Origin of the sequence: Pseudacidovorax sp. RU35E (assembly GCF_900156165.1) — a bacterium.
Taxonomy (GTDB): Bacteria; Pseudomonadota; Gammaproteobacteria; order Burkholderiales; family Burkholderiaceae_C; genus Xenophilus.
On record NZ_FTMY01000002.1, the window covers coordinates 163,577 to 190,119 of the forward strand.

Here is a 26,543-nt window from a genome sequence, read left to right on the forward strand (position 1 = left end):
GCCATGCAACTCAGCCCCTCGATCTTCAAGGCGTACGACATCCGCGGCATCGTGCCGAGCACCCTGGATGCGGAGGTGGCCGAGGCGCTGGGACGCGCTTTCGGCAGCGCCGCGCGCGCCGCTGGCGAGCGCGCAGTGGCCGTGGGGCGTGATGGCCGCCTGTCGGGCCCGACCCTGGCAGAGGCGCTGATCCGCGGCCTGGTGGCCACGGGCGTGGAGGTGATCGACATCGGCGCCGTGACGACGCCCATGCTGTACTTCGCGGCCAACACGCTGTGCACCTCGGGCATCCAGGTCACCGGCAGCCACAACCCCAAGGACTACAACGGCTTCAAGATGGTGCTGGCCGGCCGTGCCATCTACGGCGACGAGATCCAGGGCCTGCGCAAGGTCATGGAGGACGGCAGCGCCGACTTGGCCGAAGGCGGCAGCGTCCGCAAGGTCGACGTGCTGCCCGCGTATGTGGCGCGCATCACCGGCGACATCAAGCTGCAGCGCCCGCTCAAGATCGTGGTCGACTCCGGCAACGGCATCGCCGGCGCCTCGGCCCCGGCCATCTACCGCGCCATCGGCTGCGAGGTGATCGAGCTGTTCAGCGAGGTGGACGGCAACTTCCCCAACCACCATCCCGACCCGAGCAAGCCGGACAACCTCAAGGACCTGATCAAGGCCCTACAGACCACCGACGCCGAACTGGGCCTGGCCTTCGACGGTGACGGCGACCGCCTGGGCATCGTCACCAAGGACGGCACCAACATCTTCCCCGACCGCCAGATGATGCTGTTCGCCAAGGACGTGCTCTCGCGCGTGCCGGGCGGCACCATCGTCTACGACGTCAAGTGCACGCAGCGCCTGGCACCGGCCATCGAGGCCGCGGGCGGCCAGCCGCTGATCTACAAGACCGGCCACTCGCTCATCAAGGCCAAGATGAAGGAACTCGACTCGCCTCTGGGCGGCGAGATGAGCGGCCACATCTTCTTCAAGGAGCGCTGGTTCGGCTTCGACGACGGCACCTACGCCGGCTGCCGCCTGCTGGAGATCCTGTCGGCCCACCCGAACGCCAGCGACGTGCTGAACGCGCTGCCCACCAGCTTCTCCACGCCCGAGCTCAACGTGCAGTGCAAGGAAGGCGAACCGCACAAGCTGGTCGAGGAAATGAAGGCCAAGGCGAAGTTCGATGCCGACGCCAAGGTCTCGACCATCGACGGCATCCGCGTCGACTGGGCCGACGGCTTCGGACTGGTGCGCGCCTCCAATACCACGCCGGTGCTGGTGCTGCGCTTCGAAGGCCAGACGCAGGACGCCCTGCATCGCATCGAAGCCACCATGACGGCGCTGCTCAAGTCGGTCAAGCCCGACGCGAGCTTCGCGGAGGCGGCGCACTGAGCGTGCCGCGCGTTTCCCGTTCCCCTGCGCTGCGCCTCTACGGGTGGTTCACCCGTCTCGCGCAGCCCCTTCTCAAACGCAAGCTGCGCAAGCGCGCCAAGGCCGAGCCGGGCTATGCCCATGCGGTGGCGGAGCGCTTCGGCGTGTATGACCCGGCGCTGCAGATCCGCGATGCCTGCTGGGTGCATGCCGTCTCGCTGGGCGAGACACGCGCCGCGGGCATCCTGATCGCCGAACTGCGCCGGCAGTTGCCGGGCGTGCCCATCCTGCTGACCCATGGCACCGCCACGGGTCGGGAGGAGGGCGCCAAGCTGCTGCAGGACGGCGACGTGCAGGTCTGGCAGCCCTGGGACACGCCCCAGGCCGTGGCCGCCTTCCTCGACCGCTTCCGGCCGCGCATCGGCGTGCTGATGGAGACCGAGGTCTGGCCCGAGCTGACGGCCGCCTGCGCGGCGCGGGGCATTCCGCTCACGCTGGCCAATGCGCGCCTGTCCGAGAAGTCGCTGGCCAAGGCCGAGCGCTGGTCCTCGCTGGCGCGACCGGCCTATGCCTCGCTCGCGGCCGTGTGGGCCCAGAGCGAGGCCGATGCCCACCGCCTGGTGTCGCTGGGCGCCAAGCTGCGCGGCGTGTACGGCAACCTCAAGTTCGACGCGCAGCCCGATGCACGGCAACTGGTGCATGCCCAGGCCCTTCGCGCGCGCCTGCCCAAGCCCGTGGTGGTGTTCGCCAGCTCGCGCGACGGCGAGGAGGCCATGCTGCTCGACGCGCTGCGCCACTTCTGGACCACGGCGCCGTCGAGCGACGACTTCGGCCCCGCGGCGGTCGCAGATGGCAACCCCGGACGCCCGCGTGGCGAGCGGGCCCGGCACCTGCCGCGGCTGCGCGCCTGCGACGTGCAGTGGCTGATCGTGCCGCGGCATCCGCAGCGTTTCGACGCGGTGGCCGAGCTGATCGCGCAGCGTGGCTTCGCGTGCGTGCGCCGCTCCACCGCCGAGGGCGCGCCCGAGGGCGAGGAGATCTGGCTCGGTGATTCGCTGGGCGAGATGGCGCTGTACTACGGCCTGTCCGAAGCCGCGCTCCTGGGCGGCAGCTTCGCGCCTTTGGGCGGCCAGAACCTGATCGAGGCGGCGGCCTGCGCCTGCCCCATCGTGATGGGGCCGTCCACCTTCAACTTTGCCGAGGCGGCCGAGCTGGCCATCGCGGCGGGTGGCGCGCTGCGCGTGGACGACATGATGAAGGCCGTGGTGCATGCCCTGTCGCTGGTGGCGGACAAGGGTCGCTGCGCCGCGATGTCGCAGGCCGCACTGGGCTTTGCCGGCAGCCACCGCGGCGCGGCCGAACGCACGGCAGCAGCCATCCTGGCGCTGGGCCAAGCCCTGCCCGATCCGGAGCCGGTGGCGATATCCCTCGGGCCCGACGCGACGATGGCGCCAGGGTCTGCCGAGGTGCCACCCGCGGCGGGGACGGAGCCGCACATGCAGGCTGTTTCCCCGCAGGCGGAGCAGATCCTGCAGCTGGGAGAGGGTGCAGCATCGGTATCGACGCCCGTGCCCGCTGGCAGCCCTGCGCCAGGCGAGCGCGCGGAGCCGGTGTTCGACCCCGACGCGCCACTGGTGGTGCCTGAAGAACGCAAGGGCTGATTGGCCGCCCGGGTCGATCACGCTCCCTCATGGGAGGGAGCGCTCCGTCCGTCATGCGCGGACGTCCATGAGTTCGTTCAGCCGCAGGTTCGATGGCTGGCGCGCAGCCTGCGCCCTCAGCGCGACGGCTGGGCCTCGGCCACCGGGGCCGGCATCAGCAGCGCATCGAGCGGCCGCAGTGCCTCGGCGTCCAGCGTGCCGGCCGCCTGCCGCAGGCGCAGGTCGCCCAGCAGCACGGCATAGCGGGCGGCGGCCAGGTCGCGCTGCGTCTGGTAGAGCTGGGCCTGGGCGTTGAGCACGTCCAGGCTGACGCGCACCCCCACCTGGTAGCCCAGTTGCGTCGCCTCGAGCGCGCTGCGGCTGGAGGCTTCGGCCGCTTCGAGCGCTGCGACACGGCTGCGGCCCGAGGCCAGGCCCAGCCAGGCCGTGCGCGTCGCCTGCGCCACGTTGCGGCGGGCGCCGTCGAGCTGGGCGCGGGCCTGGTCTTCCAGGGCCAGCGTCTCGCGGATGCGGTTCTGCACCGCAAAGCCCGCGAAGAGCGGCAGGTTCAGCTGCACGCCGGCCTGGGCCGCATCGACGGTGGTGCGCGTCGTGGTGGTCAGGGTGCCCTGCGGATTGCGATTGACGCCGTAGCTCAGCGTGGCGTCGACGGTGGGCAGGTGGCCGGCGCGGGCCTTGTCGGTCTCCAGCGCAGCCAACTCGGTGCCGATGCGGGCCTGGGCCACGGCGGGATGCGTGTCCTCGGCCAGGGCGACCCATGTGCGCAGGTCGGCAGGGGCGGGCGGTGCGGGCAGCGCGCCAGCCTGCGGGGCCCAGGGCGCGGCGCCGGTGCGCCCGACCAGTTGGTCCAGCGCCACCTGCCGCACCTGGCGGTCGTTCTCGGCGCCGATCTCCTGCGCCACCACCAGGTCATAGCGAGCCTGGGCCTCGCGCTGGTCGGTGACGGTGGCATTGCCCACGTCGAAGTTGCGCTGGGCCGTGGCCAGTTGCTCGGCCACCGCGGCCTTCTGCGCGCGGATGAGCCTCAGGTTGTCCTCGGCCGAAAGCAGGTCGAAATAGGCCTGACCCACCCGCACGATCAGGTCCTGCTCGGCCAGTTGGAGCTGGGCCAGGGCCAGTGCGGCCTGCCGTTGGCCCTGCTGGTAGCTGGCCCAGTTGGCCGGGCGGTAGATCGGCTGGGTGGCCTGCACCCCGACCTGGGTGGTGGTGAAGTCGCGCGGGCCGGTACCCACGGGCGTGCGGATCTCGGAGTCGGTGCGCGAGGCGCTGGCCGCCAAGCCCACCTGCGGCAGGATGCCGGCGCGGGCCTGCTCGCCGCGTGCCGTGGTGGCCTCTGACTGGGCGCGGGCGGCCTGGTAGCCGGCGTCGTAGCCGCGGGCGGCGTCGTAGAGGCTGCCCAGGCTCTGGGCAGCGGCGGGGCCGTGCAGGGCCAGCGCGGCGGCCGCCAGGGCCGCCCCGCGAAGAACGAACGGGCGCATGGCGTGCGCCGGTCAGTAGCGGGGAACGGAAGGGTCGCGCTGCTGCGACCAGGCGTCGATGCCGCCGCTGATGTTGGCCACCTGCTCGTAGCCGTTGTGGGCCAGGAAGGCCGCCACGCGCTGGCTGCGGGCGCCGTGGTGGCACAGGCAGGCAATGCGCTGGGCGGGGGCGAGTTCGGCCAGCCGCGCGGGGATCTCGTTCATGGGCACCGCCACAACGGTGAAGCCGGCATCGGGCTTCACGCTGGCGGTCTGCAGTTCCCAGGGCTCGCGCACGTCGAGCACCACGGCCGGCGCGTCGGGTGCCTGGTCGAACCAGGCTTGCAGGTGGGCGGGAGGGACTTGGTCGATCATTTGGCGCGAGGTGGGCAGGAGACCGTCCCTGGCGCCCCTTCAACGTCCCGGCCCAGCGCTTCGACAGGCTCAGCGCGAACGGATGACGGTCGAGGCGCGGTCGGTACCGGTCAGAAGTTGAAGCGCGAGGGCTCCGGGAAGTTCAGCAGGCGCGGGGCGATGGTGTCCCAGGGTTCCTGGGTGTCCCACTTGCCTTCGGCCGTGCGGGTGACGAAATGGGCGCGCATCACCGGCTCGTCGCCGACGATGGCCGCCAGACGGCCGCCGATGTTCAGCGAGCCGAGCAGGTTCTGCGGAATGCGGGCGACCGAGCCGCTGAGCAGGATCACGTCGAAGGTCGGGCCGCTGGGCAGCGGCTGGGCGCCGTCGGCGTGGCGCACCTCGACGTTGCCGACGCCGTTGCGCTGCAGGGTCTGGGCGGCCGTGGCGGCCAGCTTGGGGTCGATTTCCAGAGTCAGCACGCGGGCGGCACGGGCGCCGAGCAGGGCGGCCATGTAGCCGGAGCCGGTGCCGATCTCGAGCACGGAGTCGGTCTTCTTGATCTGCAGGTCCTGCAGCAGGCGCGCCTCCATCTTGGGCGAGAGCATGACCTGGCCGGGGCCGTCGCCGAGCGGGATGTCCATGTCGAAGAAGGCCAGGCCGCGGTGGGCTTCGGGCACGTAGTCTTCGCGGCGCACTTCGGTCAGCAGTTCCAGGATCTCGAGGTCGAGCACGTTCCAGGGGCGGATCTGCTGCTCGATCATGTTGAAGCGCAGGGGATCGGTGACGAGGGAGGCGGTCATGGTGGGGGCGGGGCGACGCAGAACGGACAAAGCCCGGGATTCTAGGAGCCTGCCGCGCTGCCGTCCGCAGCGCGCCCGTGGCGGGTGCACATGCCGTGCAGCAACAGATCGGCCTGCGTGGCCAGATAGCGCGTCGGGTCGAGCGATGTCGTGCCGCCGCACACTTCGGGCGCATGCTTCCACAGGATCATGAAGAGCAGCGGTGCGACCACCGCATGCACGGCTTGGTCCAGGTCCATGGTGCGGAATTCGCCGCGGGCGATGCCGCGCTCCAGGATGCGCCGCACCAGCGCGTTGCCGGGCGCCACCACGCTCTGGTGGTAGAAGGCCGACAGCTCCGGGAAGTTGCGGCCCTCGCTCATCATCAGCTTGCTGATGCCCGAGACCTGCGTGCTGCCCACACGCTCCCACCAGGTGTTGAGGGCGTAGCGCAGCATGTCGGGACTGCTGCCCTCGAAGGTCTCGAATTCCTGGTTCCACTCGGTGAAGCGGCCGGCGAGGTTCTCGGTGACCACCGCCTTGAACAGCTCTTCCTTGGAGCCGAAGTACAGGAACAGCGTGCCCTTGGAGACGCCCGCACGGGCGGCCACGTCTTCCGAGCGGGTGGCGGCGAAGCCCTTTTCCACGAACAGGTCGAGTGCCGCTTGCAGCAGCTCGCCGGGACGGGCCTCCTTGCGGCGCGCACGCTTGGCGCCGGTGACGGCGTCGCGCAGGCGGCAGGGCAGGGAGGGGGACGAACCCATGGAAGCTGGAACTCAGTTAATGACCGGTTGGTTATTAATTATTGGCCGCCGATTCTGCAGGCGTCAAGGCGAGGCGGCACAATCGACGGTTTGCCCAGGAGAAGCGCCATGTCCGAGATCCCATCCGCATCGCCGCAGACCATCGTCCTCGGGGGCGGATGCTTCTGGTGCACCGAGGCGGTGTTCGACCGCGTTGAAGGCGTGCTGGACGTGGAATCCGGCTATGCCAACGGGCATGTGGACCATCCCACCTACGAGCAGGTGTGCAGCGGCACCACCGGCCATGCCGAGGTGATCAAGGTGCAGTTCGACCCGGCGGTCATCGACCTGCGCGAGATCCTGCACATCTTCTTCGTCGTGCATGACCCGACCACGCCCGACCGCCAGGGCAACGACGTCGGCCCGCAGTACCGCAGCGCCATCTACACCACGGACGACGCGCAGATGGCCACCGTGCGCGAGGTGGTGGCCGAGCTGGCGAGCCACCAGGCCTATGGCGGCGTGCCCATCGTGACCGAGATCGCGCCCCTGCAGCGCTACTGGCCGGCCGAGGCGTACCACCAGGAGTACTTCGTCAACCACCCGAACCAGGGCTATTGCGCCTTCGTCGTCGCGCCCAAGGTCGAGAAGTTCCGCAAGACCTTCGCGGACCGGGTCAGGAAGGACTGAGCGGCCTGCGCCCGCTTTCCGACTGACTCACGCCCCGCCCGGATGCCGCTCTCGACCTTGCGTCTGCTGCGCCTACGCTGCACGACCGCGTTCGCGGTCGGGCTGGTGCTCGTGCTGGTGCTCGCCTCGGTCCTGGGCCTCGCCCACCGGACGCTGCACCTCGGGGCAGGCGGCGGCCATGTCCTCACCGCCGCCGGTGGACAGACAGCGTCCGCGCCAGCCGCTCGGTCACATGCGCGGCATGCGGGTCTGGCGGCCCTCTTCGACGACCATGAGGACGGCAGTGCCCTGTGCCTGCTGTTCGACCAGCTCCAGCATGATGGTGCGACGCCCACCGTGGCGTCGGTGATGCTGCCTGCACTGCCACCCGCCGCAGTGATGGCCTTCATGCAGGGCGAAGCGCTTCGGCGCTGGGTCCTGCTGTTTGACGCGCGCGGTCCTCCCGCGGCTCGCTGAATCCCCTGGCTTTCTCTTTCGCCGCGCAGCGCTTCGGCCTGTGCGGCGCTGCCGCTCACGCGCGGCAATCCCGGATTCAACGAGCTTTCCATGATCATTCATTCCTTCTCCCGCCACGCCGTCGGCGCGGCCGTTTGCCTCGTGCTGTCGCAGGCTGTTCCTGCCCTCGCCCAGGTGGCAGCGCAGCCGGCCTCCGATGGCACGCCCAGCCTGGGCACCATCACGGTGACCGGCAATCCGCTGCGCTCGGCTGACGCCATCGCGCCGGTGGAGGCGCTGTCGGGCAGCGCGCTGCTCTACCGCTCGCAGTCCACGCTGGGCGAGACGCTGCAGGGCCTGCCCGGCGTTTCCAGCACCTATTTCGGCCCCAACGCCAGCCGGCCCACCATCCGCGGCCAGGACGGCGACCGCATCCGCGTCCTCTCCAACGGCGGCGCCTCGGTCGATGCCTCGGCCCTGAGCTACGACCATGCGGTACCCACCGACGCGCTCGTCACCGACCGCATCGAGGTGCTGCGTGGGCCGGGCGCATTGCTCTATGGCGGCAGCGCCGTCGGCGGCGTGGTCAACGTGATCGACAACCGCATCCCGACCGAGCCCCTCGATGGTTTCGGCGGCCGGGCCGATGCCAGCTATGCCAGCGGCAGCAAGGAAGGCAGCGGCGCGGTGGTGCTCGAAGGTGGCAACGACCGCTTCGCGCTGCATGTCGACGCCTTCCGCCGTCATGCCGACGATGTGAACGCGCCGACCTGGCTGGAGTGCGGCAAGGGCGGTGTCAACGTGCTGCAGAAGCGCATCTGCAACTCGGCCTCCGAAAGCCGTGGCGGCGCGGTGGGCGGCACGCTGTTCTTCGGTGGCGCAGGCTACATCGGCGCGTCGGTGAGCGACTACCACAGCAACTACGGCACCGTGGCCGAGGACGACGTCACCATCGGCATGCGCCAGCAGCGCCAGGCCATCGAGGGCGAATGGCGACCCGGGGGCTTCTTCACCAGCATCCATGCCAAGGCCAGCCACACCGACTACAAGCACACCGAGTACGAAGGCGGCTCGCCGGGCACCACCTTCATGAACAAGGGCAACGACCTGCGCATCGAGGCCCGGCACCGGCCCATCGCGGGCTTCGAGGGCCTGATCGGCCTGCAGAGCGAGCGCACGCGCTTCGCTGCCGATGGCGAGGAGGCCTTCGCACCGCACAGCCGCACGCGCAGCGACGCGCTCTTCCTGTACGAGGAACTGCCCCTGTCGTGGGGCAAGCTGAGCTTCGGGGCGCGCACCGAGCGGGTGAAAGTGTCGTCGCAGGGCTATCCGGACGATCCGTCGATCACCCGCTTTGCGTTGGGCGAGCGCAGCTTCGACCCGCACAGCGCCTCCTTCGGCCTGCTCTACAACGTGGCGCCGCAGTGGCAGATCACGGGCAACCTGGCCTATACCGAGCGCGCGCCGAAGGACTACGAGCTGTTCGCCAACGGCCCCCACGTGGCCACCGCGGCCTGGGAAGTGGGCGACACGAACCTGCAGAAAGAGCGCTCGATGGGCGCGGACATCGGCGCACAGTGGAAGTCCGGGCCCAACAATGCCCACGTCAACGCCTACTGGTCGAAGTTCCGCAACTACATCGGCCTGACGTCCACGGGCAATCTGCGCAACGACGAGGGCGCGTCCTTCGTCGCGGGCTCGGACGAAGCCCAGGCCGCTGCGCTGGACGAGGAACTGCTGGCCGAATACGTCTACCGTGGCGTGCGTGCGCGCTTCACCGGCGTCGAGGCCAGCGGCAACCTGCGTCTGCTGGGCAGCGACGGCCTGCGCCCGCTCGCCGGCGGCAAGGTCGACCTCGAATGGCGCGCCGACGCCGTGCGCGCCACCAACACCGACACCGGCCAGCCGTTGCCGCGCATCGCCCCGGTGCGCGTCGGCGCCACGCTGGCCTGGACCAGCGGCCCGTGGAACGCGCGCCTGGGCTTTGACCACTATGCCGCGCAGAACCGCGTGCCGGCCACCGACCGCGCCACCGGCAGCTACACCCTGTGGAATGCCTCTGTCGGCTACCGCATGAAGGTGCAGCGCGCCAGCCTGCTGTGGTACGCCCGCGTGGACAACCTGGGCAACGAGTTGGCCTACAGCGCGACGTCGATCCTGACCACCACGGTCTACCCGCGGGCCCCGCTGCCGGGCCGCAGCGTGAAGGTGGGACTGCGCGTCGACTTCTGACGCAGGCAGTGCGGCCATGGGCCGCCGCCAGGTGCGACAGCGCCCGGCGGCGTGCCTATGCCATTCGGCGGACCGGCCATTCGGCAGGCGTTCGGCGCGCACGTGTTCCTCTACATTCGTCTCGATGATGTTGCACACGGCCCGCCTGGACGGCCCGACTGCCGGCCCGGCCGCGCAGTCTGGCGCCCGCGTGCGCGTGGCTTGAGCCCGCATGCGCAGGACGGCGCTCGCCGGAGCATGGATGCTGGGCGTGGGTGGATGGCTCGCACCGGCTGCGCCGGCGAACGCCGCGGACGGGCCTGCCCCGTGCCCCACACCCTGCCTGGCCCGTCCCCTGCCGGCACCGGCGCAGGCGCCCCCATCGCCAGCGCCGCGGCCGGTCGTACGCAACCGGCCAGCGCCGGCTGCGGCGCCCGTGTCCACCGAAGCAGCGGCTCCGGAGCCGCCGCCACGCCCGCCGGCCTCGCGTCGGTGCATCGACATCAACATGCGCGCCGCGGTGGGCGAACCCCTGTCGGCACAAGACATGGCTTATCTGAGGAGTGAATGTTGAATCCGTCGTCTGCCGTTGCCGCCGTCGTTCTCCGTGCCTGGACGCGCCTGCGTGCGCTGCTGCTGATCGCGGCCGCCGGCACCCTGCTGGCGGCCTGCGCCAACAAGCCTGTCGCGTCCACCGAGGTGATGCCCTTCGACCGCGCGGTGCAGCAGGCCGTGGACGACCTGATCGTGCAGACGCAGAAGATGCCGGCCTTCCTGGCCCGCGTCGAATCGCGTCTGCAGAAGAGTCGCATCGTGATCGACCCGCTGATCGACGGCACCACCGGCCAGCAGACCGAGGTGACGCAAGCTGCGCAGCAACGCATCGTGCAGCGCATGCAGGAGCGCTTCAGCCAGTTCACGGTCAGCCAGGTCGACAGCCAGGCGGTGGAGCAGGCGCAGTACCTGCTGAGCGGCACGCTGACCCGCCAGGCCGATGCCTCGGCCGGCCGCTGGCAGTTGGCCCTGGCGCTCACCGACATCAAGAGCGGCACCGTGGTCGCCCAGACCGTGGCGCGCGTCGCCGACGAGAAGCTGGACACCCGGCCCACCGCCTTCTACCGCGACAGCCCGGTGAGCACCCGCGACCGCGCCGTCGACGGCTACATCCGCACCAGCCAGACGCCGGCCGGCCAGCAGGCGGATGCGCTGTACCTGCAGCGTTTGCCCACCACCGCCGTGCTGCAGGAAGCCATCGATGCCTATGCCGCCGGCCGCTGGCAGGAGGCGCTGACCCGCTACGAGGCCGCCGCCCAGCGGCCCGACGGGCAGCAGCTGCGCGTCTACAACGGCCTGTACCTCACGCAGATGCAGCTGGGTCGCACCGCCGATGCCGAGCGCAGCTTCGGCCAGCTCGCCAAGCTGGGCCTGGAGGCCAGCAAGCTGAGCGTCAAGTTCCTCTTCCGTCCCGGCTCCACCGAGTTCCTGAACGATGCGCGCATCAGCGGCGTCTATCCCATGTGGCTGAGGCAGATCGCCCGGCAGGCCGCTCAGATGAACAACAACTGCCTGCTCGTGACGGGCCACACCAGCCGCACCGGCTCGGAGTCGATCAACGAGCGGCTGTCGCTGCAGCGCGCCACCATCGTGCGCACGCGCCTGGCGGCCGAGGCGCCCAGCCTGGCCAGGCGCCTCAAGGAGGCCGGCATGGGCTTTCGCGAGAACATCGTCGGCACCGGCGCCGACGATGCCAGCGACGCGCTGGACCGGCGCGTGGAGTTCAAGGTCGAGGACTGCGCAGCCTCGTCCTGAGCCGTTCGGCACCGGCAGGCCGGCGGCTGAGCTCGGCTACGGGGGCCGCGTTCAGCGCGGCACCAGCTCGAACAGGTCGAAGCCGCCGCTGCGCCCGCCCAGGCAGCCGGCCAGCATGTCCTCCGTGGCGCGCCACATGGCCAGGCGGTTGCGCCAGTGGCGCACCTGGTGGCCTTCGTTGGCGAAGCGCAGGTGCGTCACTGGACGGCCCAGCGCCCGCAGCGCGTCGACCACCTCGTCCGAGTCCTGCCGCAGCACCCGCACGTCGTTGTCGCCATGCACCACCAGCAGCGGCACGTCGATGCGGTCGATCTGCGTGATGGGCGAATTGGCCAGCATGCGGGCGCGCTGCGCCGGGTCGTTCACGTCGCCGAAGGTGCGTGCGAAGTAGTGGCGGTTGCGCCAGAAGGGCGGCCAGTTCTCGATCACCCGCGGCCAGTTGGCCACGCCGACCATGTCGACGCCGCAGCGCCAGTCCTGCCGCTTCTGGATCAGTTGGGCGAGCACCGAGAAGCCGCCGAAGCTCGCACCCAGCACGGCCAGCCGCTTCGGGTCGGCGATGCCCTGGTCGATGGCCCACTGCGTGGCCTCGGCGATGTCCTGCTGCATCCGGCCGTTGTATTCGCCGTCGCCCGCACGGATGAACGCCTTGCCGTAACCGGCCGAGCCGCGGTAGTTGACCTGCACCACCGCATAGCCGCGGTTGGCCAGCATCTGGGTGAAGGTGTAGCCCGCTAGCTGCCAGCTGTCGCGCGCCCATGGGCCGCCGTGGATCGCCACGACGGTCGGCGCCGCTCCTTGCACGCCGGTCGGCCGCGTGATGTAGCCATGCACCTTGAGGCCATCCGAGGCGGTGAAGACGAAGGGCGTCATGGGCGAGAACAGCCCGGGCTCGGGCCGGCGCGTCGGTGTCAGCCGCTCGAGGCGGCCGGTGGTGCGGTCGAGCAGCATCTCGACCGCCTCCGTCTGCGTGGTCGCACGCAGCACCATGCGCTGGTTGTCCTGCGCCGCACTGGTGGGCCGGATGACCACGGCGGGTGCATCGATCCATTCGCGCGCGCGGGCCTCGTCGGCGGCGCGCGCCAGCTCCGCGCCGATGCCGGTGTCCAGGTAGCGCATCTGCGGCAGGTCGGGCAGGGCGGAGACGGCATACGGCGCGCCCCCGGCAGGGGGGAACCAGGCACCCTCGAGGTCCACCTCGGCGTGCTCGGCAAGCACCGTCTCGCGGTCGGCCGACAGGTCCAGCTCGACCAGCGCCACCTTGTCGCGGCCCATGTTGGTCATGGCCCAGAGACGGCCGGCGGCAGGATCGATGCGGTGGATCGAGAAGAAGGAGAAGGCCGGCACGGTGCGCAGCCGGCGCCATTCGCCATCGGGAAGGCGCAGCTCGACGGCCACGTCGCGGCCGTCCTCGTCGCCGAGCTGCCGCCAGCGCGCGGCGAGCTGGTGGTCGGTGCCGATCAGCCAGCCGATGACGCGGCTGTCGGCGTCGCTGCGGGCGACTTCCCGCACCGTGCGGGTGGCGGCGTCGGCCTCGTACAGGTCCATGCTGCTGCGCTCTCGCCGGTTGCTGGCGAAGAAGAAGCGCGCGCTGCCCGGCGCACCGCGCGAGACGAAGGTGGAGCGCACGCCGGGCCAGGGGGTCACGGCCCAGGGCGAGGCCTCGGGGTTGTCGGCGTCGACCACGAAGAACTGCGTGTTCTCGTCACCGCGGAAGTCCTTCTGGTAGGCGATGTGGCGGCTGTCGGGCAGCCAGGCATAGGTGGCGCCGGAGGCACCCGGGCGCGCCAGCGTGCCGGTCGGGATGCGCCCCGGCGCGGCTGCCCCGTCTTCGGACAAGGCGGGGCGCACGGCCAGGCCGATGTCCGTGCCCACCACCTGGCGCCACAGCAGCCGGCGGCCGTCGGGCGAGACGATGTGGCCGTCCGCGAAATCGAGGTCGGCGACGAAGCGGCGCATGGGCACCAGCGGCGGCAGCCGGCCCTCGCTCGCAGCGGCCTGGACGGCCGGGTGGCGGGGCGCGGTGGCGCAGCCGGCCAGGGCCAGCAGCACCACCGATCCGGCAAGCACCGCAAGGCGGCGCAGGGCAGGTAAAAGCATCGAACACTCCTCCTCGGGATCTCTCTCGTCGCGGCATTGTGTCGACCGCACCTTTGGCTTCGCCAAAGAAAGCGCCCGCCACAATCGCCGCCGTGCACCTTCTCCTCATCGAAGACGACCTGGACCTCGGCCGCGCCCTGCAGGCGGCGCTCAAGGTCGAGGGCCTGAGCAGCGAATGGCTGCGTCGCGCTGCCGATGCGCCGGCGGTGCTGGACGCGGCGCAGTTCGCCTGCGTGCTGCTCGACCTGAGCCTGCCCGATGGCGATGGCCAGTCGCTGCTCACGCGCTGGCGGCGCAGCGGGCAGCAGTTGCCGGTGATCGTCATCACGGCACGCTCGGCGGTGGAAGACCGCACCGCCGGCCTCGATGCCGGGGCCGATGACTTCGTGGTCAAGCCCTTCGCGACGGCCGAGCTGATCTCGCGCATCCGCGCCGTGCTGCGCCGCTCGGCCCGACAGGCCAGCGAACACTGGACGCTGGGCGGTGGCCTGACGCTGGAGCCGCGGGGCCATGCGGCCCGGCTGGACGGCCAGCCGCTGGAGCTGTCGCCGCGCGAGTTCCGCCTGCTGCTGGAGCTGGCGCGCGAGCCCGGCACCGTGCTGCCCAAGGGCCTGCTCGCCCAGCGCATGGAGCCGCTGGGCGAGGCGCTGGACTTCGCCACGGTCGAGGTCCATGTCTCCAACCTGCGCCGCAAGGTCGGCGCCGAGCGCATCCGCACGGTGCGCGGCGTGGGCTACCTGCTGGTGGCGCCATGACGCTCTGGCGGCGATCGCTCTCGCGGCGCATCTTCCTCGTAGTGCTGGCGTCCTTCGTGCTGGTGCTGGCGGTGCTGCAGGCCTACATGTGGTTGAACTTCCGCCAATCGCTGGCGGTGAGCCAGCCGCTCAGCCGGCTGGGCAGTGGACTGGGCGAGGCGCTGGCGGCCATCGACGACGAAGCGCAGGCGGTCGCCACGGTGCAGGCCATGCAGACGATCTACGGCCATCTGCGCCTGGGCGGCAACCCGACCGGCACGCTGGTCTTCCGGCTGGAGGATCGGCAGGGGCGGCTGCTCTTCAGCGCACCGCTGCTGCGCGACCGGGCGCTCGACGCGCCGCCCGGTCGCGTGAGCACGATGGACATGGAGGGCGTGCCCTACTGGGTCTACCGCGCCGACGCCGGCCGATGGCGCGTCTATGCCGCCGAGCCCGAGCGCACGCTGGCGCGGGTGGTGCCCAACAACACGCGGGCCGTGCTGCCCTACCTGCTCATCGCCCTGCCACTGGTGCTGGTGCCGGCCTGGCTGGCGGTGGCGCTGGGGTTGCGGCCCTTGCGGCAGCTCACGCAGCGGCTGCAGCGCCGCTCGCCGGACGATCTGACGCCGCTCGGCTTCCAGCCCCGGCATGCCGAACTGCAGCCCTTGGCCGAGGCGCTGGACGGGCTGCTGTCGAAGCTCAAGGCCCGCATCGACCGCGAGCGCGCCTTCATCCAGGACGCGGCCCACGAACTGCGCACGCCCATGGCGGTGATCGCGACCCAGGCCCATGCACTGGGCGGCGCCGCCGATGCCGGCCAACGGCGCGAGGCGCAGCAGCAGCTGGAATCGGCCATCGCCCGCGCCTCGCACCTGACGCAGCAGTTGCTGGACCTGGCCCGGCTGGACGATGCGCCCACCGCCGCGGCGCCCCTGATCGATGTGGCGCACTGGCTGCGTCAGGTGCTGGCGGACATGGCCCCGGCGGCCATGGCGCGCGAGATGGACCTGAGCCTGGTCGCGCCCGACCGGCTGATGGCCACCGTGGAGCCGGCGGCATTGCTGTCCATCATGCAGAACCTGCTGGCCAACGCCATCGGCCACACACCGGCAGGCACACGCATCGTGGTGACGCTGGCCGACACGGTGCATCCGCTGTGCCTTTCGGTGGAGGACGACGGGCCGGGCATTCCGCCCGGGGAGTCGGCTCAGGTGTTCGAGCGCTTCCACCGCGGCGCCGACCCGCTCACTCGGGGTGCCGGCCTGGGCCTGGCCATCGTGCAGCAGGCCGCCGTGCGGCTGGGCGGTGAGGTGCGGCTGGGCCCAGGTCTGGAAGGGCGCGGCGCGGGCTTTCATCTGCGCCTGCCCTGAGCCTCAGGGTGCCAGGCGTGTCTTGATCCAGTCCTGGCCGTCCTGCTGGTAGCAAAGCCGGTCATGCAGCCGGCTCTTGCGGCCTTGCCAGAACTCCCAGCGCTCGGGCACCAGCCGGTAGCCGCCCCAGTGCGGCGGGCGCGGCGGGTTCAGCAGGAACTTGGCGCTGTACTTGGCCGCATTGGCCACCAGCACGCCGCGGCCCTCGATGGGCTGGCTCTGCGGGCTGGCCCAGGCGCCGATGCGCGAGTCCAGCGGGCGGCTGGCGAAGTAGGCGTCGCTCTCCTCGTCGCTGACCTTCTCCACCCGGCCCTCGATGCGCACCACGCGCTCCAGCTCGACCCAGTGGAACTGCAGGGCGGCGAACGGGTTGCCTGCCAGTTCCTGGCCCTTGCGGCTGTTGTAGTTGGTGAACCAGACGATGCCCCGCGCGTCGTAGCCCTTGATCAGCACGATGCGGGTGGAGGGCCGCAGGTCGCTGCCCACGGTGGCGACGGTCATGGCGTTGGGCTCGGGCACCTGGCCGGCGATGGCCTCGCCGAGCCAGCGCTCGAACTGCAGCAGCGGGTCGGCGGCGCTGTGGGTTTCGTCGAGTTCGGCCCGCTCGTAGCTCTTGCGCAGGTCGGCCAGGGAGGTCTTCAGATCGCTCATGGCGGGCATTGTCCGCGCTGGCCATGGCCGCGCCTTGACGAGGCCTAACATCGGCCGCCCATGATCGTCCGCCCCCGCCCGCACTGGCTGCGCCTGCTCTTCGTCTGGCGCGGCTCGATCCTTTCGCAGATCCTGCCGCAGCTGGCCTTGACCCTGGCGCTGGCCGTCGTCGTGACGCTGCTGCACGGCCAGGTGCTGCGCTGGAAGGTGCCGATGAATTTCGTGCCCTTCTCGCTGATCGGACTGACGCTGGCGATCTTCCTGGGCTTTCGCAACAGCACCAGCTATGGCCGCTGGTGGGAGGCGCGCATGCTCTGGGGCGCGCTGCTCATCGACTGCCGGGCCGCCGTGCGGCAGGCGCTGACCCTGCCCGAGGGCGGCGGCGAGGCGCGGGTGCTGGCGCTGCGGCTCATCGCGCTGGTGCATGCGCTGCGCCACCAGTTGCGCGGGAGCGATCCGGCGGCCGACCTCGCGCGCCTGCTGCCGGCCGCCGAGGCCCAGCGCGTGATGGCGGCGCGCTACCGGCCGGCGATGCTGCTGCTGATGGCCGGCGAATGGCTGCGCGACCTGCGCGTCCAGGGCCGGGCCGAGGCCGCCATCGTGCCTGCGCTGGAAGGCCCGCTGGACCGCATCGGCGCGGCCATCGGGGGCTGCGAGCGCCTGGCCAATACGCCCATCCCCTTCACCTACGGCGTCATCATCCACCGCACCATCTACCTGTACTGCCTGCTGCTGCCCTTCGGGCTGGTGGATGCCATCGGGCCCATGACGCCGGTGATCGTGGTGCTGGTGGCCTACACCTTCTTCGCGCTGGAGGCGCTGGGCTCCGAGATCGAGGAGCCCTTCGGCGAGGCGCCCAACGATCTGGCGCTCGACGCCATCTGCTGGAGCATCGAGACCTCGGTGCTCGAATCCATCGGCGACGCCGACTGGCCACCACAGCCCCAGGCCCGCGACTACGTGCTCACATGACCATGAATCCCGAAAGCCTGCCCGTCGTCCTGGTGCTGGCCTCCGGCCGTGGCGAGCGCTTCCGCGCCTCCGGCGGCGGGGTGCACAAGCTGCAGGCCTTGCTGGCCGGTGGCCGCGTGATCGACCGCACCCTGGAGTCGGTGCGCGCGAGCGGCCTGCCCTGGCATGTGGAGGACGCCGGCCATCCCGGCATGGGCGACTCCATCGCCGCAGCGGTGCGTGCCACGGCCGATGCGCCGGGCTGGCTGGTGTTGCCGGCCGACCTGCCGCTGGTGCTGCCCGCCACGCTCCGGGCGGTGGCGCAGGCCTTGACGGAAGACGGGGCGGCGCAGCCCGTGTACCGGGGCGAGCGGGGGCATCCGGTGGGCTTCGGCGTGGCCAGCGGTGCGGCCCTGCAGGCACTGGCCGGCGAGCAGGGCGCCGCACCGGTGCTCAAGGCGCTGCGCGCCCGCGGCGCCGTGCGCGAACTGACGGTGGACGATGCCGGCGTGGTGACCGACATCGACACGCTGGATGACCTCGCGCGGGCCGAGGCGCTGTGGCAGGCGCGCCGCAGCGGCGGCTGATCAGACCGGCACGGCCCAGGCGTCGTAACCGTACACCCAGTCCGCATTGCCGCCGGCGCGCAGCCAGTTGTTGCCGCGCGAGCCGATCTGGATGCGACTGGCCCGTTCCTGCCTTGCGGCCTCGTAGCGCCTCAGCGCCGCTGGTACCCCGGCCGCCGGGCCGGCCAGGCCCACACAGCGGGCCAGCACCACGGCATCCTCGATGGCCGAGCCGGCGCCCTGGGCCATGAAGGGCATCATGGGATGGCAGGCATCGCCCAGCAGCGTGATCGCGCCCTGCGACCACGCGGGCAGCGGGTCGCGCTCGTACAGGGCGGTCTTGAGCACCGAGTCGCACGCTGCCAGCAGTGCCCGTGCATGCGCGTGGAAGTCGCGGTAGACCTCGCGCAGCTCGTCCACGCTGCCCGGGGTGGTCCACGACTCCTCGTGCCAGGAATCCTGCGCCGTGGTCGCGAAGATGAAGGTGTCGCGGCCCTGGTTGAGCGGGAAGGTCACGATCTGGCTCTCCGGCGTGGGCCCCCACCATTTGGTGAAGGCGCCCAGGTCCGGCACCTCGCCGACGCGTGGGGTCGGCACCACCGCACGGAAGGCCACGACGCCGGTGAAGCGCGGCTGCTCATCGCCGAAGAGGGCGGCGCGCACCACCGAATGGATGCCGTCCGCGCCCACGAGCAGGTCGAGCCGGTGGGCCTCGCTGTCGTCGGCGAAGTGCACCGTCACCTCGCCCGTGGTGCGGTCCTGCGCGATGGCCTGGGCCCGCTTGCCGAACCGCACGCGCTCGCGCGGGAATGCGTCGGCCAGCGCGGCCAGCAGGTCGGCTCGGTGGATGGTGAGCTGCGGCGCGCCGTACTGCTGCTCGGCCGTGTCGCCCATGGCCAGGCGCGAGGTCTCCTCGCCGCTGTCCCAGGTGCGACTGATGCGGTGCGTGGGCCGGGCGGCCGAGGCGCGCACCGCCTCGCCGATGCCGGGCGCGAGGCCGTCGAGCGCCCGCACGGCATTGGGCGTGAGGTTGATGTCGGCGCCCACCCGCAGGAACTGGCGGCTCTGCTCGAAGACCTGGACGTCGTGGCCGGCGGCCCGCAGTGCGCAGGCGGCGGCCAGGCCGCCGATGCCGGCACCGACGATGCCGATGCGAAGGGGAGGGGGCGGGGATTCGGGCATGGCAGTGAGAGGTTCGAAGAGGGAGGGAATGGGGCAGGCCGTGTGGCCTGGTTTTCGGGCCGGATGGCCGTCGTGATGAGCGCGATTCTTCCGGCCGGCCTCGCCACGCATAACCGCCGAAAATCCCGCAATGGGGACGAAGCGTCTCCACCGCCTTCACCCTCCCCACGCGCGAGCGCCGCGCCAGCCACCACCGCCTCTCATGGATGTCCTCAGCGACGTGCTCGCCATCTGCCGTGCCGAGCGGGCCGTGACCGCGCATTTCTCGCTGGGCGCGCCCTGGGCGCTGTCGTCGGCGGGCGTGCCGGGCGTGATGCTGCGGATCTCGCGCGGGGCGCCGTACTGGGTGCAGGTGCACGGCGAGTCGCCCGTGCAGGTGCTGGAAGGCGATCTGCTGATGCTGCCCCTGGGCAGCCCGCACGTGCTGGCGTCGAGCCCTGGCCTTGCGCCCACCCCCTTTGCCGACCTGATCGCGCAGCACGCCGATGGCGCCCGGGACGAGAACCCGCTGGTGTTCCGCCATGGCGGCGATGGTGCGGTGACCGAGATCTTCTCGACGCTGCTCTGGTTCTCGGCGTACAGCCGGCACGCGGTGCTGCGCCTGCTGCCGCCCTTGCTGCATGTGCGCCAGGGCGACATGCCGGCCGGGGGCAGCCTGGCGGGCGCATTGCAGGCGCTGGTGCAGGAGACGCTCAGCCGGCGCCCGGGCTGGCGCCTGTCGGCCGAGCGCATGGGCGAGCTGCTGCTGGTCAACATCCTGCGCGAGCGCCTGGGCGATGCGGCGCGCGCACAGGCGGGCTGGCTGCGCGGACTGGGCGATCCGGCCATCGCCCGTGCGCTGCAAGGCATCCACCATGCGCCGCACGACGACTGGGACATCGCGCGACTGGCCAGCGCCGCCGCGATGTCGCGGTCGCGCTTCTGCCTGCGGTTCAAGAGCCTGGTCGGCAGCACGCCCATCGGCTACCTCACGGCCCATCGGATGACGCTCGCGGCCGAGCAGCTCGAGGCCGGCCGCCTCACGGTGGCGCAGGCGGCGGCGCAAGCGGGCTACGAATCGGACAAGGTCTTCGCCCGGGCCTTTCGCCGCTGGTCGGGGCTGACGCCGGCCGCCTACCTCAAGCGGGAGCGTGCGCGCCGGCAGGCGCTGGGCGGCTTCGGCGAGCCGGCTGCGCGCGCTACCGGCTCGCTGTCCGACGCGGGCGGGCGACCTGGGGCCGATCCTCAGATATCCAGGCCGCGGATGTCGTCGGCGCCGGCGCGGTCGCCGTCCTCCAGGCAGTAGCGGCGCAGCCGCATCAAGGCGCGGTACATGGCGTCGCGCTCCTCGGGCGGCAGCACGCGGATGGCGGCCGCCTGGCGCGCGCGGGCCAGCGGAATGGCCTGGGCATGCAGCGCCTCGCCAGCCGCACTGATGAGGCAGAACACCTTCTTGCGGGGCGTGTTGCCCTCGTAGGAGAGGGTGACCAGCCCCCGGCCCTCCAGCAGCTTCAGGGTGCGGCTGACCAGTGCCTTGTCCGAGGTGGACTGCTGCACCACATCGCTGAACGCGATGCGCCCGGCATGCGCCACCAGCGCCAGCACCCGCCATTCCGACACGGTCAGGCCGAACTGCTCTGCATAGGGCACGGTGATGGTGCGTCGCAGGGCGTTGCCCACCTGGCTCATGAGCGTGGTGATGAAGGCATCGACGGTCAGGCCATTGCCTTGTTCGTCGAGGTCGGTCCAGGGGGTGGGAGAGGCATCGGTCATGGGCGGCGGATTGTTCCACGGGCAGAAGGCCCGGCTTTTCGGTCCGATCGGTGAGGCGCCGGAAATCAGTGTTTGCCCTAAGTTGATGCATCAACAAGCGGCACAGAATCTGCATCGTTCCGGTGGCGATTGATCGTTTCATACGTGGATCAATCGTGCGGTCCCATCCCTTTGTCTGTCCTGCAGTCCGTCTGCCCCACGAGGAGTCCCACCATGTCCTGCCATCGCCGTCTGATCCTGGCCTCGACCGCCGCCGCCGTGCTCGCGGCCGCCGCGGTGCCTGCCCTGGCCCAGAGCGCCTATCCGAGCAAGCCCATCACGGTCGTCGTGTCCTATCCGCCCGGCGGCGACACCGATGCCATTGCACGCCTGTTCGCCGACAAGCTGGGTCAGCGCCTGAAGCAGCCGGTGGTGGTCGACAACAAGCCCGGCGCCGGCGGCGCGATCGGCAACGGCTTCGTCGGCCGCGCCCAGCCCGATGGCTACACGCTGCTTTTCACGCCCAACCCCTTCACCACGGCCCCGCTGGTGATGAAGCTGTCGGGCGCGGCGGCCTACGACGTGCTGGGCGGCTACGAGCCGGTGATCAACACGGCGGTGCAGCCGCTGGTGCTGGTGGGCAATCCGGCGGCGCTCGGCGGGGCGCGCACCCTGCCGCAGCTGGTGGCGGCGGCCAAGGCCGGCAAGGCCGTGAGCTATGCCAGCCCGGGCGCGGGCTCGCCCATGCACATCGTGGGCGAGTGGCTGAACAAGGCGGCGGGCGTCAAGTTCACGCACGTGCCCTACCGCGGTGTCGGCCCTTCGGTCACTGACGTGGTGGCCGGCCATGTGGATGTGGCCTGGGTCACCTTCGGGCCGGTCTACCAGTACATCGCGGCCGGCAAGCTGGTGCCGCTGGCCATCGGCGACGCGCAGCGCAGCAAGCTGGCCCCCGACGTCCCCACCCTGAGCGAGCTGGGCTATGCCGACGTGGTGGTCGGCGCCTGGAACGGCTTCTTCGCGCCCAAGGGCACGCCCGCGGCCGTGGTGCAGCGGCTCAACCAGGAGCTCAACGCCATCCTGAAGGAGCCCGAGGTGACGCAGAAGCTGGCGGTGTTCGGCGCCTTGCCCGCGGGCGGATCGCCCGAGGTCCTGGGACGGCTCAACCAGCGCGAATATGCGGTGATGGGCAAGGCGATCCGCGATCTGGGCATCTCGGCCGAATGAGCACCGCCGCCCCATCGCCTGCCGACATCCAGGAGGAGGGCGCGTCCACCCTCGGCGTCGGCATCCCGCAGGTGACGGCCCGTGCCAAGGTGCTGGGCCGCGCCGTCTATGCGGGCGACATCCGCCTGCCCGGCATGCTGCATGCCAAGGTGCTGCGAAGCCCCTATCCGCATGCGCGCATCGTGGCCATCGACACCGCGGCGGCGCGCGCGCTGCCGGGCGTGCGGGCCGTGCTCACCGGCGACGACGCGCCGGCCCAACTCTGGGGCGCGCACCACAAGGAGCGGGCCGTGCTGGCGCGCGGCGTGGTGCGCTTCTGCGGCGAGGAGGTGGCGGCCGTGGCGGCCGTCTCCGAAGAGATCGCCCGCGATGCCCTGGACCTGATCCAGGTCGAGTACGAGGAACTGCCCGCCATCCTGAGCATCGACGAGGCCCTGGACGAGGAGGCGCCGCCCCTGCATCCCGGCCGCGCCGACAACATCGGCCACGAGATCCGCTTCGAGCGCGGCGACGTGGACGCCGGCTTCGCCGCGGCCCATCTGGTGCACGAGGCCACCTACACCACGCATTCGCAGTACCCCGGCTACATGGAGCCGATGGCCACGGTGGCCGCGCTCGACCCGGACGGCCGGCTGGTGCTGTGGACCTCGACCCAGGCGGTGAACCTGGTGCGCCTGCAGGTGGCGGCGACGCTGGGCTTGCCGGTGTCGCGGGTGCGGGTGGTGCAGGCGACGACAGGGGGCGGCTTCGGCGGCAAGATCGTCGAGGACGACAACCAGCTCGTCGCCGGCCTGCTGGCGCTCAAGACCGGCAGCCCGGTGCGCCTGGTCAACAACCGGCTGGAGGACTTCCAGGCCTGCTGTGCCAGCGTGCCCGAGCGCATCACGCTGCGCCTTGGCATGGACCGCGAGGGCCTGATCGTGGCCAAGGAGGTGCGCATCCTGGCCGAATGCGGCGCCTATGCCGGCCTGGCCGGCGACGTGATGCACGTCAGCGCCATGCGCAGCGACAACATGCACCGCAACGGCAACGTGCGCTCGCATGCAACGCTGGTCTACACCAACAACCCGCCGCGGGGTGCCTTCCGCGGCTTCGGCGGGACGCAGATGCAGTTCGCCCTCAACAGCCACATCCACAACATGGCCGGGCAATTGGGGCTGGACCCGGTCGAGGTGCATGTGCGCAATGCGCTGAAGGCCGGCGACGTGTCGGTGCACGGCTGGCAGATCGGCAGCACCGGCCTCGTCGAGTGCCTGCAGCAGGCCACCGAAGCCATTGGCTGGACCCGGAAGCGCCAGCGGCCGAAGGACCGGGGCGTGAAGCGACGCGGCGTGGGCGTGGCCGGGGCCATGCACGTCAGCGGCAACCGCACCATCGGCAACTGGGACGGCGCCACCGTGGTCGTCAGGCTCAACGAGGACGGCCGCGTGTTCGTCATCAGCGGCGAGTGCGACATGGGCCAGGGCGCCAACACCATGATGAGCCAGATCGTGGCGCATGAGCTCGGGCTGCCGCTGTCGCATGTGCATGTGCTCGCGCCCGACACCGACGTGGCGCCGTTCGCGGTCGGCACGCTGGCCTCGCGGGTGACCATGTCGGCCGGCAATGCCGCGATCCAGGCGGGGCGCAAGGTGCGCGACGCCCTGTTCGCGCTGGCTGCGCCGCGCTGGGGCGTGGCACCCGAGGCGCTGTCGATCGCCGGCGGTGCGGTCCATGTGACGGCGGACCCCGCGCAGCGCGCCACGCTGGCCGAACTGGCCCGGCAGGCGGTCTGGCGCCATGGCGGCGGCGGCATCCAGGTCGAAGGCCGCTGGGACCCCAAGACCGTCATGCACGACGCCGACCTGTTCGGCAACGTGGCCGCCGCCTATTCCTATGCGGCGCAGGCGGTGGAGGTGGAGGTGGACACCGAGACCGGCCGCGTGACGGTGCTGGACAGCTATGTCGCCGACGACTGCGGCAAGGCGCTCAACCCCATCGCCATCCATGGCCAGACCAACGGCGCCACGGTACAGGCCTTCGGCTGGGCGCTGTACGAGCAGCTGCATTACGAGAACGGGCGGCTGGCCAACGGCAACTTCGCCGACTACAGCATGGCCACGGCCGATGCCGTGCCGATGCTGCGCGGCGGCTTCGTCGAGAGCAACGACCCCAACGGGCCCTACGGCGCCAAGGGCGCGAGCGAGACGGCGATCCTGCCCGGCGCGCCCGCCATCGCCAATGCGGTGGAGGACGCCGTGGGCATCCGCATCCGCGACCTGCCCATCACGCCCGAAAAGGTGCTCGCCGCCCTGCGGGCCCGACAGCAGGAGGAGCCGCGCCATGCGTGAGTTCGACTACCTCGAGCCGGCCTCGGTCGAGGAGGCCAGCCGCATGCTGGCCGACGTGGGCGAGGACGCGCGCGTCATCGCGGGCGGCACGGCGCTCATGCTGGCCATGCGCCAGCGCATGCTCGCGCCGACCCACCTGATCTCGGTGGCCCGCATCGAGCGGCTGCGCGGCATCGGATTCGAAACAGGCCATGGCCTGCGCATCGGCGCGCTGGCCCGGCACAGCGACATCGCCCGATCGCCGCTGGTGCAGGCCCATGCGCCCGTGCTGGCCAGCATGGCCGCGCGCGTGGCCAACCCGCAGGTGCGCAACCAGGGCACGCTGGGCGGCAACCTCTGCTATGCCGACCCGTCCACCGACCCGCCGGGCTGTCTTATGGCGCTCGATGCCCGGGTGGTGCTGGGCAGTGCCCGCGGCGAGCGGGTGCTGATCATGGAGGAATTCCTGGTCGACTACTACGTCACCGCGCTGGAGCCCGATGAGCTGGTGCTGGAGATCCGCGTCCCGTTGCAGCTGCCCGGCAGCGAAGGGGTCTACACCCGCTTCCTGCGCACCGCGGCCGAGCACCGGCCGCTGGCCAGCGTGGCGCTGGTGGTGCGGCGCGACGGTGCGCTGTGCCACGAGGCGCGCCTGGCCATCGGCGCCTCGGTGCCCATTCCGGCGCGCATGCGGCGGGCCGAGGCCTTCCTGGCCGGCCGCCGCATCACCGCGGCCGTGGCCGCGGAGGCGGCCGACATCGTGGCGCAGGACATCGCGCCCGTGTCCGACCTGCGTGGCAGCGCCGAGCACCGCCGCGAGATGGTGCGGGCCATGACACGCCGCACCGTGGCCGAACAGTTCGGCCTTTCGATCGACGAAGGAATGAGCGCATGAGCACCCACCGCATCCATTGCACCGTCAACGGCGAGGCCCATGCCGTCGACGTGCCCGCACGCCGGCTGCTGGCCGACTTCCTGCGCGAGGACCTGAACCTCACCGGCACCAAGCGCGGCTGCGAGACCGGCATCTGCGGTGCCTGCTCCGTGCTGCTGGACGGCGAGGTGGTCAAGTCCTGCCTCCTGCTGGCCGTGCAGGTCGATGGCCGCAGCCTCACCACCATCGAGGGCCTGGCCGACGGCGACCGCCTGCATCCGCTGCAGGAGGCCTTCATGCGCTGCGGCGGCCTGCAATGCGGCTATTGCACGCCGGGGTTCGTGATGGCCTCGTGCGACCTGCTCGCCCACAACCCGCAGCCCAGCGTCGACGAGGTCCGTCACGGCCTAGGCGGCAACCTCTGCCGCTGCACCGGCTACACGCAGATCGTCGAATCGGTGCTGCACGCCGCCCAGGAGATGAACCATGGACATTGAGAAGACGCTCACGGTGGCCGCGCCCCGCGAGCAGGTGTGGGCGCTGCTGCTGGACCCGCAGGTCATGGCCGGCGCCGTGCCGGGGATGCAGTCCATCGACGTGGTCAGCCCGACCGAGTACGCGGCGGTGATGCACCAGAAGATCGCCTTCATCAGTGCCCGCTTCCGGCTGCGCACGCGCATCGTCGAGCAGCGCGCACCCGAATACCTGTGCGCCGAAGGCACCGGAGAAGATGCCTCCGTCGCCAGCTCGCTCAAGCAGCGCACCGAGGTCTTCCTGACGCCGGCGGCGGAAGGCGGCACCGAGCTGCGCATCCGCGTGTCCGTCGACCTGCTGGGTCGGCTGGGCACCTTCGGCCTGTCGGTGATGAAGACCAAGGCCGACCGGCTGTGGGACGAATTCGGTGCCAACCTCAAGGCACGGGTGGAGGCCGGCGCTGCGCTGCCGACCGCTGCCGAGCCGCAGGGCACAACCCTTCCAGATCGACAGGCCGCCTCGGCCTTGCCGCAGGCGCAGCCGCTGCCACGGCCGCCCCAGCCGCCGGAGAAGTCACCGCAGCTCGCGCAGGCGAAACCTCCGTCAGCATCCACGCCGCCGACCGAGGCGCCTGTCGCCGCGATCGATTCGCACGCAGGCCTGCAATCCGGCGGGACGGTCGCGCGGCCCGGTGGCTGGTGGTCGCGCTTCTGGCACCGCACCTCGGGCGCTGCGGGCAGCCGCAGCATCCGTGTGGAGGTGCGTCAGCGCGATCGCACCGTCAGCGTGGAATGGCCCGTGGAAGCCGCCGACCAGTGCCGCGAATGGCTGCGCGAGCTGACGGCATCCGGCACGCCCCTGCGCTGA

Annotated in this window: 24 protein-coding genes; 16 read left to right on the plus strand and 8 right to left on the minus strand. The window is 71.2% G+C overall.

Annotated elements, in window-relative coordinates:
• Positions 1 to 3 precede the first annotated feature (3 nt).
• Both BXA03_RS03620 and BXA03_RS03625 read left to right on the plus strand, forming a co-directional pair.
• The gene (locus tag BXA03_RS03620) at positions 4 to 1,386 is read left to right on the plus strand and encodes a phosphomannomutase/phosphoglucomutase (RefSeq protein WP_076503906.1); all 1,383 of its coding nucleotides are present in this window, start codon (positions 4 to 6) and stop codon (positions 1,384 to 1,386) included.
• 2 nt (positions 1,387 to 1,388) lie between these two features.
• Positions 1,389 to 3,026 carry a 3-deoxy-D-manno-octulosonic acid transferase gene (locus BXA03_RS03625; RefSeq protein WP_076503908.1) on the plus strand — a complete coding sequence of 546 codons (1,638 nt, stop codon included), beginning with the start codon at positions 1,389 to 1,391 and terminating at the stop codon, positions 3,024 to 3,026.
• A gap of 116 nt (positions 3,027 to 3,142) precedes the next feature.
• On the opposite strand, the gene BXA03_RS03630 is transcribed toward BXA03_RS03625, so the two are convergent.
• The 4 genes from BXA03_RS03630 to BXA03_RS03645 form a co-directional block, all read right to left on the minus strand.
• Positions 3,143 to 4,504 carry a TolC family outer membrane protein gene (locus BXA03_RS03630; protein WP_076503911.1) on the minus strand — a complete coding sequence of 454 codons (1,362 nt, stop codon included), beginning with the start codon at positions 4,502 to 4,504 and terminating at the stop codon, positions 3,143 to 3,145.
• A 12-nt stretch (positions 4,505 to 4,516) separates the two neighbouring features.
• The gene (locus BXA03_RS03635; protein WP_076503913.1) at positions 4,517 to 4,858 is read right to left on the minus strand and encodes a rhodanese-like domain-containing protein; all 342 of its coding nucleotides are present in this window, start codon (positions 4,856 to 4,858) and stop codon (positions 4,517 to 4,519) included.
• A 110-nt stretch (positions 4,859 to 4,968) separates the two neighbouring features.
• Positions 4,969 to 5,640: a protein-L-isoaspartate O-methyltransferase family protein gene (locus tag BXA03_RS03640; RefSeq protein WP_076503916.1), complete on the minus strand. Its 672-nt coding sequence runs from the start codon at positions 5,638 to 5,640 to the stop codon at positions 4,969 to 4,971.
• Positions 5,641 to 5,681: 41 nt separating this feature from the next.
• The gene (locus BXA03_RS03645) at positions 5,682 to 6,383 is read right to left on the minus strand and encodes a TetR/AcrR family transcriptional regulator (RefSeq protein WP_076503918.1); all 702 of its coding nucleotides are present in this window, start codon (positions 6,381 to 6,383) and stop codon (positions 5,682 to 5,684) included.
• 108 nt (positions 6,384 to 6,491) lie between these two features.
• Between BXA03_RS03645 and msrA the strand changes: the two genes are divergently transcribed.
• From msrA to BXA03_RS03665, 4 genes are all read left to right on the plus strand, one after another.
• Entirely contained in the window at positions 6,492 to 7,052 is a 561-nt protein-coding gene (gene msrA / locus BXA03_RS03650; RefSeq protein WP_076503920.1) for a peptide-methionine (S)-S-oxide reductase MsrA, read from the plus strand.
• Between the two features lie 42 nt (positions 7,053 to 7,094).
• Entirely contained in the window at positions 7,095 to 7,508 is a 414-nt protein-coding gene (locus BXA03_RS03655) for a hypothetical protein (RefSeq protein WP_076503922.1), read from the plus strand.
• A 90-nt stretch (positions 7,509 to 7,598) separates the two neighbouring features.
• Positions 7,599 to 9,719 (plus strand): TonB-dependent receptor, encoded by a 2,121-nt coding sequence (locus BXA03_RS03660; protein WP_076503925.1) that lies wholly within the window; start codon positions 7,599 to 7,601, stop codon positions 9,717 to 9,719.
• 549 nt (positions 9,720 to 10,268) lie between these two features.
• The gene (locus BXA03_RS03665; protein ID WP_234983585.1) at positions 10,269 to 11,507 is read left to right on the plus strand and encodes an OmpA family protein; all 1,239 of its coding nucleotides are present in this window, start codon (positions 10,269 to 10,271) and stop codon (positions 11,505 to 11,507) included.
• Between the two features lie 51 nt (positions 11,508 to 11,558).
• On the opposite strand, the gene BXA03_RS03670 is transcribed toward BXA03_RS03665, so the two are convergent.
• Positions 11,559 to 13,607, minus strand: a complete 2,049-nt coding sequence (locus BXA03_RS03670) for a S9 family peptidase (RefSeq protein WP_076503929.1) — start codon at positions 13,605 to 13,607, stop codon at positions 11,559 to 11,561.
• A gap of 92 nt (positions 13,608 to 13,699) precedes the next feature.
• Here BXA03_RS03670 and BXA03_RS03675 point away from each other — a divergent pair, with 92 nt between their 5' ends.
• On the plus strand, positions 13,700 to 14,362 hold the full coding sequence (locus tag BXA03_RS03675) for a response regulator (protein ID WP_076503931.1): 663 nt from the start codon (positions 13,700 to 13,702) through the stop codon (positions 14,360 to 14,362).
• A complete protein-coding gene (locus tag BXA03_RS03680) occupies positions 14,359 to 15,711 on the plus strand; it encodes a HAMP domain-containing histidine kinase (protein ID WP_076503934.1) in 1,353 nt (450 codons plus the stop codon). The genes BXA03_RS03675 and BXA03_RS03680 overlap by 4 nt, the downstream gene beginning before the upstream one ends.
• Positions 15,712 to 15,714: 3 nt before the next feature.
• Here BXA03_RS03680 and pdxH read toward each other — a convergent pair whose 3' ends face one another.
• Positions 15,715 to 16,362 (minus strand): pyridoxamine 5'-phosphate oxidase, encoded by a 648-nt coding sequence (gene pdxH / locus BXA03_RS03685; protein ID WP_076504813.1) that lies wholly within the window; start codon positions 16,360 to 16,362, stop codon positions 15,715 to 15,717.
• 60 nt (positions 16,363 to 16,422) lie between these two features.
• Here pdxH and BXA03_RS03690 point away from each other — a divergent pair, with 60 nt between their 5' ends.
• Positions 16,423 to 17,334 (plus strand): bestrophin family protein, encoded by a 912-nt coding sequence (locus tag BXA03_RS03690; protein ID WP_076503936.1) that lies wholly within the window; start codon positions 16,423 to 16,425, stop codon positions 17,332 to 17,334.
• Positions 17,331 to 17,900, plus strand: a complete 570-nt coding sequence (locus BXA03_RS03695; RefSeq protein WP_076503939.1) for a nucleotidyltransferase family protein — start codon at positions 17,331 to 17,333, stop codon at positions 17,898 to 17,900. Before BXA03_RS03690 ends, BXA03_RS03695 begins: the two co-directional genes overlap by 4 nt.
• Here BXA03_RS03695 and BXA03_RS03700 read toward each other — a convergent pair whose 3' ends face one another.
• Complete coding sequence (locus BXA03_RS03700) at positions 17,901 to 19,061, minus strand: FAD-dependent monooxygenase (protein WP_076503942.1); 1,161 nt, start codon at positions 19,059 to 19,061, stop codon at positions 17,901 to 17,903.
• A 202-nt stretch (positions 19,062 to 19,263) separates the two neighbouring features.
• Here BXA03_RS03700 and BXA03_RS03705 point away from each other — a divergent pair, with 202 nt between their 5' ends.
• Entirely contained in the window at positions 19,264 to 20,346 is a 1,083-nt protein-coding gene (locus BXA03_RS03705; RefSeq protein ID WP_076503945.1) for an AraC family transcriptional regulator, read from the plus strand.
• On the opposite strand, the gene BXA03_RS03710 is transcribed toward BXA03_RS03705, so the two are convergent.
• On the minus strand, positions 20,286 to 20,813 hold the full coding sequence (locus BXA03_RS03710) for a MarR family winged helix-turn-helix transcriptional regulator (RefSeq protein WP_076503948.1): 528 nt from the start codon (positions 20,811 to 20,813) through the stop codon (positions 20,286 to 20,288). The genes BXA03_RS03705 and BXA03_RS03710 overlap by 61 nt on opposite strands.
• Positions 20,814 to 21,026: 213 nt before the next feature.
• On the opposite strand from BXA03_RS03710, the gene BXA03_RS03715 reads away from it, so the two are divergent.
• Genes BXA03_RS03715 through BXA03_RS03735 form a run of 5 tightly spaced genes read left to right on the plus strand, consistent with a single transcriptional unit; the run spans position 21,027 to position 26,543 of the window.
• Positions 21,027 to 22,019 (plus strand): Bug family tripartite tricarboxylate transporter substrate binding protein, encoded by a 993-nt coding sequence (locus BXA03_RS03715; protein WP_076503951.1) that lies wholly within the window; start codon positions 21,027 to 21,029, stop codon positions 22,017 to 22,019.
• Positions 22,016 to 24,349, plus strand: coding sequence for a xanthine dehydrogenase family protein molybdopterin-binding subunit (locus BXA03_RS03720; RefSeq protein WP_076503954.1), 2,334 nt, complete (start codon positions 22,016 to 22,018; stop codon positions 24,347 to 24,349). The genes BXA03_RS03715 and BXA03_RS03720 overlap by 4 nt, the downstream gene beginning before the upstream one ends.
• Positions 24,342 to 25,223 carry an FAD binding domain-containing protein gene (locus tag BXA03_RS03725; protein ID WP_076503957.1) on the plus strand — a complete coding sequence of 294 codons (882 nt, stop codon included), beginning with the start codon at positions 24,342 to 24,344 and terminating at the stop codon, positions 25,221 to 25,223. Before BXA03_RS03720 ends, BXA03_RS03725 begins: the two co-directional genes overlap by 8 nt.
• Positions 25,220 to 25,699 carry a (2Fe-2S)-binding protein gene (locus BXA03_RS03730; protein ID WP_076503960.1) on the plus strand — a complete coding sequence of 160 codons (480 nt, stop codon included), beginning with the start codon at positions 25,220 to 25,222 and terminating at the stop codon, positions 25,697 to 25,699. The genes BXA03_RS03725 and BXA03_RS03730 overlap by 4 nt, the downstream gene beginning before the upstream one ends.
• On the plus strand, positions 25,689 to 26,543 hold the full coding sequence (locus BXA03_RS03735) for a CoxG family protein (RefSeq protein ID WP_076503962.1): 855 nt from the start codon (positions 25,689 to 25,691) through the stop codon (positions 26,541 to 26,543). Before BXA03_RS03730 ends, BXA03_RS03735 begins: the two co-directional genes overlap by 11 nt.

Excerpts from the sequence above, each read along its gene's own strand:
- BXA03_RS03620 (WP_076503906.1), top strand. The coding sequence starts at position 4 with ATGCAACTCAGCCCCTCGATCTTCAAGGCGTACGACATCCGCGGCATC.
- BXA03_RS03630 (WP_076503911.1), bottom strand. The coding sequence starts at position 4,504 with ATGCGCCCGTTCGTTCTTCGCGGGGCGGCCCTGGCGGCCGCCGCGCTG.
- BXA03_RS03635 (WP_076503913.1), bottom strand. The coding sequence starts at position 4,858 with ATGATCGACCAAGTCCCTCCCGCCCACCTGCAAGCCTGGTTCGACCAG.
- BXA03_RS03640 (WP_076503916.1), bottom strand. The coding sequence starts at position 5,640 with ATGACCGCCTCCCTCGTCACCGATCCCCTGCGCTTCAACATGATCGAG.
- BXA03_RS03645 (WP_076503918.1), bottom strand. The coding sequence starts at position 6,383 with ATGGGTTCGTCCCCCTCCCTGCCCTGCCGCCTGCGCGACGCCGTCACC.
- msrA (WP_076503920.1), top strand. The coding sequence starts at position 6,492 with ATGTCCGAGATCCCATCCGCATCGCCGCAGACCATCGTCCTCGGGGGC.
- BXA03_RS03655 (WP_076503922.1), top strand. The coding sequence starts at position 7,095 with ATGCCGCTCTCGACCTTGCGTCTGCTGCGCCTACGCTGCACGACCGCG.
- BXA03_RS03660 (WP_076503925.1), top strand. The coding sequence starts at position 7,599 with ATGATCATTCATTCCTTCTCCCGCCACGCCGTCGGCGCGGCCGTTTGC.
- BXA03_RS03670 (WP_076503929.1), bottom strand. The coding sequence starts at position 13,607 with ATGCTTTTACCTGCCCTGCGCCGCCTTGCGGTGCTTGCCGGATCGGTG.
- BXA03_RS03680 (WP_076503934.1), top strand. The coding sequence starts at position 14,359 with ATGACGCTCTGGCGGCGATCGCTCTCGCGGCGCATCTTCCTCGTAGTG.
- pdxH (WP_076504813.1), bottom strand. The coding sequence starts at position 16,362 with ATGAGCGATCTGAAGACCTCCCTGGCCGACCTGCGCAAGAGCTACGAG.
- BXA03_RS03690 (WP_076503936.1), top strand. The coding sequence starts at position 16,423 with ATGATCGTCCGCCCCCGCCCGCACTGGCTGCGCCTGCTCTTCGTCTGG.
- BXA03_RS03695 (WP_076503939.1), top strand. The coding sequence starts at position 17,331 with ATGACCATGAATCCCGAAAGCCTGCCCGTCGTCCTGGTGCTGGCCTCC.
- BXA03_RS03700 (WP_076503942.1), bottom strand. The coding sequence starts at position 19,061 with ATGCCCGAATCCCCGCCCCCTCCCCTTCGCATCGGCATCGTCGGTGCC.
- BXA03_RS03705 (WP_076503945.1), top strand. The coding sequence starts at position 19,264 with ATGGATGTCCTCAGCGACGTGCTCGCCATCTGCCGTGCCGAGCGGGCC.
- BXA03_RS03710 (WP_076503948.1), bottom strand. The coding sequence starts at position 20,813 with ATGACCGATGCCTCTCCCACCCCCTGGACCGACCTCGACGAACAAGGC.
- BXA03_RS03715 (WP_076503951.1), top strand. The coding sequence starts at position 21,027 with ATGTCCTGCCATCGCCGTCTGATCCTGGCCTCGACCGCCGCCGCCGTG.
- BXA03_RS03720 (WP_076503954.1), top strand. The coding sequence starts at position 22,016 with ATGAGCACCGCCGCCCCATCGCCTGCCGACATCCAGGAGGAGGGCGCG.
- BXA03_RS03725 (WP_076503957.1), top strand. The coding sequence starts at position 24,342 with ATGCGTGAGTTCGACTACCTCGAGCCGGCCTCGGTCGAGGAGGCCAGC.
- BXA03_RS03730 (WP_076503960.1), top strand. The coding sequence starts at position 25,220 with ATGAGCACCCACCGCATCCATTGCACCGTCAACGGCGAGGCCCATGCC.
- BXA03_RS03735 (WP_076503962.1), top strand. The coding sequence starts at position 25,689 with ATGGACATTGAGAAGACGCTCACGGTGGCCGCGCCCCGCGAGCAGGTG.